This window comes from Nonomuraea sp. NPDC001636 (genome assembly GCF_040298265.1).
GTDB lineage: Bacteria > Actinomycetota > Actinomycetes > Streptosporangiales > Streptosporangiaceae > Nonomuraea.
In genome coordinates this window covers 65,263-77,622 of the sequence record NZ_JBEOZT010000010.1, presented here as the reverse complement: position 1 = coordinate 77,622, position 12,360 = coordinate 65,263, and the positions used below count along the sequence as shown (strand labels likewise).

The window sequence follows — 12,360 nt, the reverse complement described above, 5'->3', positions numbered from 1 at the left end:
ACGGCTAACACCTGCAAGCAGTCAGAGCTGGTAGACCCACAGGAACGGGGTGGTGGTGAGCAAGCTCACAGAGAGGGCGAGGTAGCCGTACCGGACAAATGCTGACAATTCCGGCCCTGGCTTGATCAGGCGGTCCACCCTGGCCATGACGTTGTGCGCGTGCACGCCGAGCATGCCCTGCGGGGTCGGCATGGCGCCGGCCGTACCGAACCTGAGCAGCGCCGTCGCCAGCCTGCGCGGCGAGCAGTAGCGGCGGGCACGGTCGTCGGCGGCCATCTCGATCAGCAGCTCCACCTGCGCCTGCGCGTCGGCCACCACCTTCGACCAGGGCAGCGCCCGGCGCAGCGCGGCGAACGGCAGCAGCACCAGGTCGTGCCGCTCGCGCACGTGGGCGGCCTCGTGCGCCAGCACGGCCGCCATCTCGTCCGGCGACAGCAGTTCGAGCGCGCCCGCGCTGACCACGACCTGCGAGCGCAACCCCGGCACGCAGTACGCCGCCGCGCTGGGATGGTCGAGCACCCGCACCCCCGGCACGCCCGGATCGTCGCGGGAGATCAGCGCGAGCAGCACACGATGCCGCCGCCGCGCGCGCAACGCCTGCACGCCGGCCGTCAGCAGCACCACGACCAGCACCGCCAGCGACGTGAGGCCGGCGATCATGGCCAGGACGTGCCACGGGTCCCAGGCCTCGGCCGGCGTCCTGCCGCGGGCGAAGGCGATCAGCCCCGGCAGCACGCCCACGTTGTAGGGCAGGACCGCGTAGGCCAGCATGGCGCCGGTAGTGGCCAGACCCCAGGCCACGCCCAGGGACTGCCAGACGATGATGGCGAGCCTCGGGGCACGGGAGGTCCACCGGGCCGTCGTGAAACGCCAGGAGCCGAGCGCGCACGCCGTGGCGAGCGCCGCTAGCACCGCTGCCGTGATCACTCTTCCTCCAGCTCCGTGAGGGCTCTCCGCAGGATCTCCGCCTCCGGGCCCGACACGGCCTGGGCGAAGCGGGTCAGGGCGGCCGATCGGTCGCCCGTCAGGTCCAACGCCTCAAGCATAAGCTCGGCGATGTAGGCGTCACGGCTCGCGGCCGGTTCGTAACGCCACGCGCGGCCGTCCCTGGTGCGCTCCAGGAAGCCCTTGCGCGTGAGGCGGTCGAGTACGGTCATCACCGTCGTGGGGGCGAGGTCGCGATCGGCTATGAGCCTGCCGACCTCGCGGGCGGTCAGCGGGTTGTGCTCCGCCCAGAGGATGTCCATGATGCTGCGCTCAAGCTCGCCAAGACCCTTCACGCCCTTCAGGGTAGCTCTACAAGGCGTCGAGCTGGCATCCGGGAGCGGCAAGTGGCGGCGCGGAATCCCGCCTGGCAGGCTCGGTGAGATGAATGTCACGTTGGTGCAGGGCGACATCACCGAGCAGCAGGCCGACGCGATCGTGAACGCGGCCAACTCCTCGCTGCTCGGCGGCGGGGGCGTCGACGGCGCCATCCACCGCCGCGGCGGGCCGGAGATCCTGGAGGAGTGCAGGCGGCTGCGCGCCGGACATTACGGCAAGGGCCTGCCGACCGGCCGGGCCGTCGCCACCACCGCCGGGCTGCTGCCGGCCCGCTGGGTGATCCACACGGTCGGGCCGGTCTACTCCAGGTCGCAGGACCGCTCCGAGCTGCTGGCCTCCTGCCACCTGGAGTCGCTGCGGGTGGCGGACGAGCTGGGCGCGCGGACGGTGGCCTTCCCCGCGATCTCCACGGGCGTCTACGGCTGGCCGCTCGACGACGCCGCCCGCATCGCCGTCGCCGCCGTGCGCGCGGCCGGGACGTCGGTGGAAGAGGTCAGGTTCGTGCTGTTCGACACCGCCGCCTACGAGGTGTTCCTCGCGCAGCTGTCCCGATAGCCCGGATCCCGTCAGCTCTCCCGACGGCCCGGAGCCCGTCAGCGCGGGTCCACCGCCGACCAGGGCAGCGTCAGCTCGCCGAGCCGCCAGCGGGCCGGGCCGCCGAGCGGCGGGCGCACCGCCACAGGCCACTGCCCGGCCAGCAGCCGCACGGACGCCAGCCAGCGCTGCCGCAGCCCGTGCACGCCGTAAGGGGCGCTGACCGCCCACGCGTGGTCGAAGTCACGCAGGAACGCATGGATGCGCTCACCCGGCACGTTCCGGTGGATGAGGGTCTTCGGCAGCCGGTCGGCCAGGTCGGAAGGCCGCTCGAAGGCGTCGAACCGGGCGGAGAACGTCAGCGTGCGCGGGCCGTCGGGGGACAGGCCCACCCAGACCGCCCGCCGTCCGGTCTCGGAGCAGGTGCCCTCGACCAGCACGCCGCCGGGGGCCAGCTTGCCGCACAGCACGTCCCAGTAGTGCCACGCCTCGGCCTCGCCGTACTGGCGCAGCACGTTGAAGGCGCGGACCAGCGTCGGCGGGCGCGGGACGGGCAGCTCGAAGCCGCCGAGCACGAAGCTCAGCCCCTCCCGCTCGTACGGCTTGGCCAGGGCGACCCTGGCCGGGTCGATCTCGATGCCGACCACCTCGACGTCGGGCGCGACCGCGCGCAGCCGGGTGAACAGCTCAAGCGTGGTCGTGTGCGAGGCGCCGTAGCCGAGGTCGACGACGAGCGGGCGGACGGCGGCGCGCAGGGCCGGGCCGTGCACGGCGGCAGTCCAGCGGTCGACCCGGCGCAGCCGGTTGTGCCACGTCGTGCCGCGGGTGATCGCGCCGACCGGTCTGGCCATCCGGCTCAGCCGCCGCTGACGCGGTGCACCTTGTGCTGGGCGGCCTGGGCGCGCGGCCTGATCACCAGGCGGTCGATGTTGACGTGCGACGGGCGCGTCACGCACCAGGCGATGGCGTCGGCCACGTCGTCGGCGGACAGCGGGTCGGGGACGCCCTCGTACACGCGGGCGGCGGCCGTCTCGTCGCCGCGGAAGCGGGTGACCGCGAAGCCCTCGCTCTTGACCATGCCCGGCGCGATCTCGACCACCCGGACCGGCTGCCCGACCAGCTCCAGACGGAGGGTCTCGGCCATCGCGGACTGGGCGTGCTTGGCCGCGCAGTAGCCGCCGCCGCCCTCGTAGGAGACCAGGGCGGCGGTCGAGGTCAGCATCACCAGCACGCCGTCGCCCGACTCCACGAGTTTGGGGATCAGCGCCTGGGTCATGCGTAGGGAGCCGAGTACGTTCGTGTCGTACATCTGCTGCCAGTCGTCCAGAAGGGCGTCCGTGACCGATTCCATGCCGAGCGCGCCACCGGCGTTGTTGACCAGCACGTCGCAGCGGTCGAGCGAGCCCGCCAGCGCGTCAACCGACTCCTGAGAGGTCACGTCGAGCGTCACCGGCCTGATCGAGGGCACCTCCGCGGCCAGCTTGTCCAGCCGGTCGCGGCGCCGTGCGCCCGCCACCACCACGTAGCCTTCAGCGGCGAGCCGCCGCGCGGTCGCCTCGCCGATCCCGCCGCTCGCGCCGGTCACCACTGCCGTTCTCTGCATGCCCCTCATCCTGCCAGGGCGGACGCGGTGCGAGCCGCGGCGGGGAATGTCGAAAAAATTCGGATGGTTGTATTCCGCTTGGAGGTGATGTCGAGTGAGGCGACGACGGGTCAGCCGGGTCGCGACCATCAGCATGCACACATCGCCATTGGACCAGCCCGGCACGGGCGACGCCGGTGGCATGAACGTGTACATCGTCGAGTCGGCCAGGAGGCTGGCGCAACTCGGCGTGGAGGTGGAGATCTTCACCAGGGCCACCGCCCGCGACCAGCCGCCCGTGGCCGAACTCGCCCCAGGCGTCCTGGTACGTCACCTGACGGCCGGGCCGTACGAGGAGATGGACCGCGCGGACCTTCCCGGGCAGCTGTGCGCGTTCCTGTCGGAGGTGCTGCGCACCGAGGCCATGTACGACCCCGGCCACTACGACGTCATCCACTCCCACTACTGGCTGTCCGGGCAGGTCGGCTGGCTGGCCAAGGAGCGCTGGGGCGTGCCGCTCGTGCACACCATGCACACCATGGCCAAGGTCAAGAACCTGCTGCTCGCCCAGGACGACAAGCCGGAGCCGCAGGCCCGCGTGGTGGGCGAGGAACAGGTCGTGGAGATCGCCGACCGCCTCGTGGCCAACACCGCCGACGAGGCCCGCGAACTCATCGACCTGTACGGCGCCGCCCGGCAGCGCGTGGCCGTCGTGAACCCCGGCGTCAACCTCACCGTCTTCCAGCCCGCCTCGCAGGGCGCCGCCCGGCAGCGGCTCGGCCTGCCGCAGGACGCGCGCGTGCTGCTGTTCGTGGGCCGCATCCAGCCGCTCAAGGCCCCCGACGTGCTGCTGCGCGCGGCCTCGCGCATGCTCATCGACGACCCCTCGCTGCGCGGCCGGCTGGTCGTCGCCTGCGTCGGCGGGCCGTCGGGCAACGGGCTGGCCCGGCCGTCCATCCTCACCGAACTGGCCGGTGAGCTGGGCATCTCCGACGTCGTCCGGCTCGTGCCGCCGGCCCCGCAGGAGGAACTGGCCGACTGGTACCGGGCGGCGGACGTGACCGTCGTGCCGTCCTACAGCGAGTCGTTCGGGCTCGTGGCCCTGGAGTCGCAGGCCTGCGGGACGCCGGTCGCCGCCGCGGCCGTGGGCGGGCTGCGCACCGCCGTCCACGACGGGGTCTCCGGCGTGCTGGTGGACGGGCACGACCCCGACGAATGGGCCCGCGTCCTGCACCGCCTGGTCACCCTGCCCGAATGGCGTGAGCAGTTGTCGCGGGGGGCCCGTACGCACGCGGCCGCCTTCGGTTGGCAGGCGACGGCGGGCCGGCTCATGGAGGTGTACGCGGGCGCGGTCGCGAATCTGCACAAGGTGCCCGTGGCGCTCAACTTCTAGCGGCCGGCCGGCCGCACGTCGCGCGCTCCTAAGCTGTAACCCATGCGCGATGTCGTCGAAGCCGCGCTCAAGGCCGCGGACGTCTCCTACGACGAGCCGCGGCCCGGGGCGTTCCTGGTCAAGCTGCCCGGACAGCACAAGCTCGCCACCATGACCTGGCTGATCGTCGGCGAGCGGGTGCTGCACGTCGAGGCGTTCTTCTGCCGCCAGCCGGACGAGAACCACGAGGAGTTCTACCGCTGGCTCCTCGGCAAGAACGGCGCCATGTACGGCGTGCACTTCTCCCTCGACCCCGTCGGCGACGTCTACCTCGTCGGCCGGGTGCCGCTGGACGCCGTCACCGAGGAGGAGGTCGACCGGTTGCTCGGCTGCGTGCTGACGTACGCCGACGACTGGTTCGACCGGGCGCTGGAGCTGGGCTTCGCCTCCTCCATCAGGCGGGAGTGGGAGTGGCGTGCCAAACGCGGCGAATCCCTGGCCAACCTGCAGGCTTTCGCCCGATTCGCCGACCCCGGGCAGTGACCTGCCGGCGCTCCGGGCGGCGGCCATAGGATTGGCCGCATGGCGACTTTGGTGCTGCTACGGCACGGTGAGAGCGACTGGAACGCGAAGGGCCTGTTCACCGGTTGGGTGGACGTCAGCCTGTCGGCCAAGGGCGAGGACGAGGCCCGGCGCGGCGGCCGGCTCCTGCAGGAGGCCGGTCTGCGGCCCGACGTCCTGCACACCAGCCTCCTGACCCGGGCCATCCAGACGGCCCAGCTCGCCCTGGGCGAGGCCGACCTGCTCTGGCTCCCGGTCAAGCGCAGCTGGCGGCTGAACGAACGCCACTACGGGGCCCTGCAGGGCAAGAACAAGGCCCAGACGCGTGAGGAGTTCGGCGACGAGCAGTTCATGCTCTGGCGCCGCTCGTACGACGTGCCGCCGCCGCCCATCGCCGACGACGACGAGTACTCCCAGGCCGGCGACCCCCGGTACGCCCTCCTGCCGCCGGAGCTCATGCCGCGCACGGAGTGCCTGAAGGACGTCGTCGACCGCATGCTCCCGTACTGGTACGACGAGATCGTCCCCGACCTGGCCGCGGGGCGCACGGTCCTGGTGACCGCGCACGGCAACTCGCTGCGGGCCCTGGTCAAGCACCTCGACGGCATCGGCGACGACGACATCGCCGGGCTCAACATCCCCACGGGGATCCCGCTGGCGTACGAGCTGGACGCCGACTTCAAGCCGCAGGTGCGCGGCGGGCGCTACCTCGACCCGGAGGCCGCCAAGGCCGCCATCGAGGCAGTGGCCAACCAGGGCCGCTGACCCCGCAGCCCTTCGGGCGCACGAGGGGACTCTCCCGTCCCCTCGTGCTCTCCCGGCCTGGGCCTGCGTGCGCCCTCGTGACGTGTCGGGACGACGGTGCCTGCGCCGGAGCGTGGATGATCGATTTGAAGACGGGAGATTGCGAGCATCCGGTCGCGGATTTCCCTAGGCTGAGCCTGAAGGGAGAGGACTCTGATGGAACCGCGCGACCACGTTCCACGTAGTGGGCTGATCAGCGACTTCCGCTATGTCACCCCCCTGTACAGCAAGAGCCAGGCGGCAGACCTGATCGGCGTTCCGCGTGAATCCTTCCGCAACTGGTCCGTCGGCTACGCGTACAAGCGGATGGACGGCGTCACGGTGGCGGTCGAGCCCCTGGTGACGACCGCCGGCGCACAGGGGCCGACCGTGCCGTTCGTCGGTCTGGCCGAGGCGTACATGCTGGCCGCCTTCCGCAGGGCAGACGTTCCGATGCGGCGCATCAGGCCGGCCATCCGCTGGCTTGAGGAGAACATCGGGCTGGAGCAGGCGCTGGCCAGCGAGCGGCTGATGACCGACGGCGCTGAGGTGCTGTGGGACTTCAGGGAGCACACCGACGATCCCGTGGAGCGCGAGGCGGTCGACGGGCTGGTCGTGGTACGCAGCGGTCAGCAGGTGTTCCGGCCGATCGTCCGTGACTACCTGCGACGCGTCACTTACGTGGACGGTTGGATGAAGGTGATCCAGCTTCCGGGCTACGACCGCGTGGCGGTCACGGTCGACTCATGGATCAACGGCGGTCAGCCGACCGTCGCCCGACGAGGCGTCCGTGTCGCCGACGTGCTCAACCGCCTGCGGGCCGGTGAGGACAGCCAAGAAGTGGCCGAGGACTACGACCTCCAAGTGGACGAGGTCGAAGGTCTTCTGCCGCAGGCGGCGTGAGAGGAAGGCATGGCGGACGATGCGCGCGCCTCCGGGTTCACCTTCTTCCTGGACCGCGGATTAGGCTCCCGCATCGTCCCCCAAGCCCTGCGCGAGGCCGGCTGGGTCCTGGAAACGATGGACGAGCGCTACGGGGCGGACGCCTCCCAGCGCATCGCTGACGTTCAGTGGATAGAAGAAGCCACGATTCGCGGCGACATCCTGTTGTGCAAGGACCTTGCCATCACCCGGAACCTGGTGGAAGCGCGCGTCAGCTACACGAGCGGCGCGCGCATATTCGCGCTGGCGAACGCCAGGATGGTCGGGAAGGAGATGGCAGCGGCCTTCCTCGGCAACGAGGCTCAGATCGTCCATGTCGTGAGGCGGGTGATCGAGCCGTTCGTTTTCGCGGTCGGTCACGAGGGGCTGCGGCGAGCCCGATTGCGCTATCCCGTCGATGGGGCGTGACCACGAAGACTGTTAGGTGCCGGTCTCGATGCTGTGTCGAGATGCAGCCGTGCAGCGGCCGACGCCGCCCTTCTTGAGGGCGGATCGGCGCTGTCATGCCAGCGTCACCTGCCTGGACGTCCGCGATGGGCGAGGGCTTGGGGCTGGGGGGCAGGGGTGGGGAAGGTATGTCACTGATGCCGGACACTGCAATGTGTGGGCCGTCTTGGGGCGAGGTGCCTATGCTTTCGGGGATGTGAGCACCTCTGCCAGAGCTGAGCGCTCCTGCCCTCTTCCGTCCGCCGGGCAAGCCCGCGTTCCGGGCGGGACGGCCTGACGTGCCGACGTGGGAGCCCCATGTGTCGCGCGGGCTCGTACGCGTGGTCGAAGCGTCCTGTTGCGAGGAGTACGTCCTGTGCTTCGAGGCGGCGCAGTTCTTCGTGCGGCGGGTCACCGAGCGCGGGGAGCACGAGGAGACCGCCAGAGGCCCGTACGCCCGTGCCGCCGCGGTCTGGGCCGAGCTGGCGCGACGGCATGTGTGCAGCAGCCGGCAGGCGGCCTCCTGACGTCGACCGAGGGGCGGGCACGGGCCCGTCAGTCGGACGTCGGGCGCAGGACGAGGGTGACGAACCCGAAGACGTCCCGGTAGACGCGCAGCCACTCGGCGCGGTGGGTGTCGGCCGTCGTGATGGCCTCGCACCTGTCCGGATGGTCGGGGTTGTCCAGAGCCCAGGACGCCAGCGAGCCCGTCCAGGCCCATTCGTAGTCGTCGAGCTCCTGGCGGGTGCTGATGTGGCCGTGCACCGGCGTCCAGCCGTCGGCGGTGACCCGGTCCATCAGGGCCGGCAGGCCGGTGAGCTCGCCCAGCATCTCCACCGCCTCCGCGGACGGCTCCCCGGCCCAGAAACCGTCGCCGACCAGGACGCGCCCGCCGGGGGCCAGGTGCTCGCGCGCCGCCGCGAGCGTGGGCAGCAGGCCGCCGAACGCGTGCGTCGCCCCGACGCTGATAACCAGGTCGAACGCGTGCGGCGAGGTGAACTCGGCGGCGTCCGCACGGTGGAGGACGAGCCGGTCGTGGACGCCGAGCGCCTCCGCGCTCGCGCGGGCGTGCGCCAGCGAGCCCTCGGCGATGTCCACGCCCTCCGCCTGCAGCTTGGGATGCGTGCCCAGCGCGCGCAGCAGCCACTCCCCGCCGCCGCAGCCGAGGTCGAGCACCCGCGAGCCGCCCTGGGGGAGGGCGCGGTCGAGCAGGCGGCGCACCGAGTCGTCGTCGAGCGGAGCCGCGATCGGATGGTCCGCGTGGGCGAGTCGAGAGATCTGTTCACGATTCACCGGCGGAGCCTGCCACATGCGGAGACGTCACCGCATCCGCTTTTGGCCAGGAGACCGGGCGCTTGGCGGGCGTCTGTCGCTGCTTGCCGCTGTTCGTCCCGCCGGATTGCCCCCACGCCCGGCCGGGGACATGCGAAGCGGGCGGCCCCCCGACAGGTGCCGCCCGCTGCGTCCGGGTGAAGAGCTCGCCTCCGGGAGGCAGTCAGCTGGGACGGGAGCCGGTGACCAGGTAGACGACGTCCCGCGCCACCCGCACCGCGTGGTCGGCGTACCGCTCGTAGTACCGGCCGATCAGCGTGATGTCGATCGCCGGCTCCACGCCGTGCTGCCAGTCCTTGGCCAGGATGTTGCGGAACAGCCGGCGGTGCAGCCGGTCCATCGCGTCGTCGTCCTCCTCCAGCTCAAGGGCCGACTCCACGTCCCTGGAGGCCACGCAGCTCCCGGCCTTGGTGACCAGGTTCTCGGCGATCTGCCCCATTTCCACGATGGTCGAGCGAGTCTCGGGCGGAATCGCCGAGTCGGGATGCCGCAGCCGGGCCACCTTGGCCACATGGACGGCGAGGTCGCCCATGCGTTCGAGGTCGGTGCCCATGCGCAGCGCCGTGATGACCATTCGCAGGTCCACCGCCACCGGCTGCTGCCTGGCCATCAACTCGAAGATCGACGTCTCGATGTCGGCGAAGAGGGCGTTCACCTCCTGGTCACGGGAGATGACGCTCTCGGCGAGCTGGAGGTCGGCGTCGAGGAGGGCCGTGGTGGCACGGGAGATGGCCGAGCGGACCAGCCTCGTCATCTCGACCAGCTTGCCCGTCAGGAGATCAAGTTCTTCATGGTACGCGTCGCGCATGTCGTCACCGTACGTGCCACTCGATGAACGAACCTCTACTGCGAGATGAACTTTCCAGGAAAGGGCCGTTCATCCGCAGGTGAGAGGTCTGTCCCTTGGACTTCGCCACCTACCATCGGAGGCATGAGTGAGATGGCCATGAGCTTCGCGGCCCTGGCCGGGTTCGTCGTGGGAGCCCTGGCGGTCCTGTTCTACCGGAACCAGATCGAGGCTCCGAAGAGGACCGAATCAGCCGAAGGCGTCGAGACCGGGGCGGCGCTGCCGCAGGGCGTGGCCTCCGTGCTCGCCGTGCTCCCCTCGTCCGCCGTCGTGCTCGACGCGCACGACCGCGTGCTGCGCGCCAGCTCGGCCGCGCGCGCGTTCGGGCTGGTCAAGGGCGACAGGCTGATGGCCGCGGAGCTGCTCGCACTGGCAAGACAGGTACGCCGCGACGGCGAGATCCGCGAGAGCGAGATCGACGTCGCCGGCCACAAGTTCGGCCAGGAGACGACGAACTTCGCCGTCCGCGTCGCCCCCCTCGGCTCCTACGGCCAGGTGCTGGTGCTGGCCGAGGACCAGACCGAGCGGCGCAGGGTCGAGGCGGTGCGCCGCGACTTCGTCGCCAACGTCAGCCACGAGCTGAAGACCCCCGTGGGCGCGCTGAGCCTGCTGGCCGAGACCATCCAGGACGCCGCCGACGACCCCGAGGCGGTCACCCGCTTCGCCGGGCGCATGCAGCACGAGGCCGCCCGGCTCACCTACCTGGTCCAGGACCTGATCACGCTGAGCAGGATCCAGGGCGCCGAGCCCATCCCCACCCCGGGCCAGGTCGCCATCGACGAGGCTGTCCACGACGCCATCGACCACTGCAACACCAAGGCGGTGGCCAAGGACATCACGCTGGTCACCGGCGGCACCGAGGGCCTGCGCATCTGGGGCGACGACGAACTGCTCGTCACCGCCCTGCGCAACCTCATCGACAACGCCGTCGCCTACAGCCCCGAGCACACGCGGGTCGTGGTCAGCGTCCGCCCGGCCGGCGACTCCGTCGAGATCAGCGTCAGCGACCAGGGCATCGGCATCCCCGAGGAGTCTCTGGAGCGCATCTTCGAGCGCTTCTTCCGCGTCGACGCGGCCAGGTCACGGGCGACCGGCGGCACCGGGCTCGGCCTGGCCATCGTCAAGCACGTCGCCGCGGCCCACGCGGGCGAGGTGTCCGTCTGGAGCAAGGAAGGCTCCGGCTCCACCTTCACCCTCCGTCTGCCCGCCTTCGGCGGCACGGCGGTGGCAGTACCACCCTCGATTCCCCTGGAGACCGCAAAATGACCAGAGTTCTAGTGGTTGAGGATGAGGAGTCCTTCTCCGACGCCTTGTCCTACATGCTGCGCAAGGAGGGCTTCGAGGTGTCGGTCGCGGCGACCGGGCCCGAGGCGCTCGACACGTTCGACCGCAACGGCGCGGACCTCGTGCTGCTCGACCTGATGCTGCCCGGCCTGCCGGGCACCGAGGTGTGCCGTTCGCTGCGGCAGCGCTCGAAGGTGCCGGTCATCATGCTGACCGCCAAGGACAGCGAGATCGACAAGGTCGTGGGCCTCGAACTGGGCGCCGACGACTACGTGACCAAGCCGTTCTCCTCGCGGGAGCTGGTGGCCCGCATCCGCGCGGTGCTGCGCCGTCAGGGCGACGTGGTGGAGGAGCTGGAGACGGCCGTCCTGGCCGTCGGCCCGGTGCGCATGGACGTCGACCGGCACGTCGTCGCGGTGCGCGGCGCGCAGGTGCAGCTGCCGCTGAAGGAGTTCGAGCTGCTGGAGGTGCTGCTGCGCAACGCCGGCCGGGTGCTCACCCGCGGCCAGCTCATCGACCGCGTCTGGGGCGCCGACTACGTGGGCGACACCAAGACGCTCGACGTCCACGTCAAGCGCCTGCGGGCCAAGATCGAGGCGGACCCGTCGAACCCGCGCTGCATCCTCACCGTGCGCGGCCTGGGCTACAAGTTCGACGCCGCCGAGGAGTGAACGACCCTTGTTCTGGTACGTGGGTTCGTACCAGAACAAGGGTTCTCTCATGCCGTCAGTGGGCCTCTTCGGTGGCCGTCGGGGTGGGCGACGCCGAGGGCGTCGCGACCGGGGTGGCGTTGGGGGCGGCGGGGTAGTCCTTGAACTCACGGCTGCGCGTGACCACAGGGACGGTCAGGGTCACTGTCCCGGCGTTGGCGAACTGGAGGTCCAGACGCACGCTCTCGCCGCCTCTGAGGCTCGTGGAGATGCTCTCCAGCATCAGCTGGGGCTGCGGCTTGCCGGTGTTGACGAGCTGGTTGGGGGGAAGCTGGATCGGCGTGGCGACCTTCACGGACCCGACCGAGCCCGCGGAGACGGCCTGGAGCGTGTCGGCGGCGCCCCCGGTGTTGAGGATGTTCAGGTAGATCGGGGCTGAACCGCGCCACGGGAGCTGGGCGCCGGAGTCAGGGCCGAGGATGAACGCCTGCGGGATGTGAATGCCGCGCGTGCCATAAGCACCCTGGTCGATGAGTGCGACCGCCTCGTTCGGGGCGTACGGCTTGTTGGTGTTGGCGTCGAATCCTGCCCCGCAGCCCGCGAGCACGGGGGCTGCCAAGAACGCGGCGGCTACGACAATCCAGCGACGGCTGGTCACGTGCGGGTTCTCCTTGCTCTTGCGCGGTATGGCGCATGGGGTGTTGGGCAGCGCCTACCATATCCA

At 70.8% G+C, this 12,360-nt stretch carries 16 protein-coding genes; 9 read left to right on the top strand and 7 right to left on the bottom strand.

What is annotated here, in order from left to right:
• Positions 1-21: 21 nt before the first annotated feature.
• Both ABT158_RS20450 and ABT158_RS20445 read right to left on the bottom strand, forming a co-directional pair.
• Positions 22-927: a M56 family metallopeptidase gene (locus ABT158_RS20450; RefSeq protein WP_352355471.1), complete on the bottom strand. Its 906-nt coding sequence runs from the start codon at positions 925-927 to the stop codon at positions 22-24.
• On the bottom strand, positions 924-1,280 hold the full coding sequence (locus ABT158_RS20445; protein WP_352319711.1) for a BlaI/MecI/CopY family transcriptional regulator: 357 nt from the start codon (positions 1,278-1,280) through the stop codon (positions 924-926). The genes ABT158_RS20450 and ABT158_RS20445 overlap by 4 nt, the downstream gene beginning before the upstream one ends.
• Before the next feature lie 88 nt (positions 1,281-1,368).
• On the opposite strand from ABT158_RS20445, the gene ABT158_RS20440 reads away from it, so the two are divergent.
• Entirely contained in the window at positions 1,369-1,878 is a 510-nt protein-coding gene (locus tag ABT158_RS20440) for an O-acetyl-ADP-ribose deacetylase (RefSeq protein ID WP_352355468.1), read from the top strand.
• A 38-nt stretch (positions 1,879-1,916) separates the two neighbouring features.
• Here ABT158_RS20440 and ABT158_RS20435 read toward each other — a convergent pair whose 3' ends face one another.
• A complete protein-coding gene (locus ABT158_RS20435; protein ID WP_352355466.1) occupies positions 1,917-2,708 on the bottom strand; it encodes a class I SAM-dependent methyltransferase in 792 nt (263 codons plus the stop codon).
• 5 nt (positions 2,709-2,713) lie between these two features.
• Complete coding sequence (locus tag ABT158_RS20430) at positions 2,714-3,460, bottom strand: SDR family NAD(P)-dependent oxidoreductase (RefSeq protein ID WP_352355464.1); 747 nt, start codon at positions 3,458-3,460, stop codon at positions 2,714-2,716.
• A gap of 94 nt (positions 3,461-3,554) precedes the next feature.
• Between ABT158_RS20430 and mshA the strand changes: the two genes are divergently transcribed.
• From mshA to ABT158_RS20400, 6 genes are all read left to right on the top strand, one after another.
• Complete coding sequence (gene mshA / locus ABT158_RS20425) at positions 3,555-4,832, top strand: D-inositol-3-phosphate glycosyltransferase (RefSeq protein ID WP_352355462.1); 1,278 nt, start codon at positions 3,555-3,557, stop codon at positions 4,830-4,832.
• A 42-nt stretch (positions 4,833-4,874) separates the two neighbouring features.
• A complete protein-coding gene (locus ABT158_RS20420) occupies positions 4,875-5,354 on the top strand; it encodes a type III secretion system chaperone family protein (RefSeq protein WP_352355460.1) in 480 nt (159 codons plus the stop codon).
• Between the two features lie 39 nt (positions 5,355-5,393).
• On the top strand, positions 5,394-6,137 hold the full coding sequence (locus ABT158_RS20415; RefSeq protein WP_352355458.1) for a phosphoglyceromutase: 744 nt from the start codon (positions 5,394-5,396) through the stop codon (positions 6,135-6,137).
• A 195-nt stretch (positions 6,138-6,332) separates the two neighbouring features.
• On the top strand, positions 6,333-7,058 hold the full coding sequence (locus ABT158_RS20410) for a DUF433 domain-containing protein (protein WP_352355456.1): 726 nt from the start codon (positions 6,333-6,335) through the stop codon (positions 7,056-7,058).
• Between the two features lie 9 nt (positions 7,059-7,067).
• A complete protein-coding gene (locus ABT158_RS20405; RefSeq protein WP_352355454.1) occupies positions 7,068-7,505 on the top strand; it encodes a PIN-like domain-containing protein in 438 nt (145 codons plus the stop codon).
• Positions 7,506-7,843: 338 nt separating this feature from the next.
• Entirely contained in the window at positions 7,844-8,050 is a 207-nt protein-coding gene (locus tag ABT158_RS20400) for a hypothetical protein (RefSeq protein ID WP_352355452.1), read from the top strand.
• A 28-nt stretch (positions 8,051-8,078) separates the two neighbouring features.
• Here ABT158_RS20400 and ABT158_RS20395 read toward each other — a convergent pair whose 3' ends face one another.
• Together ABT158_RS20395 and phoU are read right to left on the bottom strand one after the other, a co-directional pair.
• On the bottom strand, positions 8,079-8,816 hold the full coding sequence (locus ABT158_RS20395) for an SAM-dependent methyltransferase (protein ID WP_352355450.1): 738 nt from the start codon (positions 8,814-8,816) through the stop codon (positions 8,079-8,081).
• Positions 8,817-9,018: 202 nt separating this feature from the next.
• Entirely contained in the window at positions 9,019-9,663 is a 645-nt protein-coding gene (gene phoU, locus ABT158_RS20390; RefSeq protein WP_352355448.1) for a phosphate signaling complex protein PhoU, read from the bottom strand.
• 132 nt (positions 9,664-9,795) lie between these two features.
• Between phoU and ABT158_RS20385 the strand changes: the two genes are divergently transcribed.
• Positions 9,796-10,968 carry a sensor histidine kinase gene (locus tag ABT158_RS20385; protein WP_502911557.1) on the top strand — a complete coding sequence of 391 codons (1,173 nt, stop codon included), beginning with the start codon at positions 9,796-9,798 and terminating at the stop codon, positions 10,966-10,968.
• The gene (locus ABT158_RS20380; RefSeq protein WP_352355444.1) at positions 10,965-11,657 is read left to right on the top strand and encodes a response regulator; all 693 of its coding nucleotides are present in this window, start codon (positions 10,965-10,967) and stop codon (positions 11,655-11,657) included. The genes ABT158_RS20385 and ABT158_RS20380 overlap by 4 nt, the downstream gene beginning before the upstream one ends.
• Before the next feature lie 55 nt (positions 11,658-11,712).
• On the opposite strand, the gene ABT158_RS20375 is transcribed toward ABT158_RS20380, so the two are convergent.
• The gene (locus ABT158_RS20375) at positions 11,713-12,294 is read right to left on the bottom strand and encodes a copper chaperone PCu(A)C domain-containing protein (RefSeq protein WP_352355442.1); all 582 of its coding nucleotides are present in this window, start codon (positions 12,292-12,294) and stop codon (positions 11,713-11,715) included.
• Positions 12,295-12,360 lie beyond the last annotated feature (66 nt).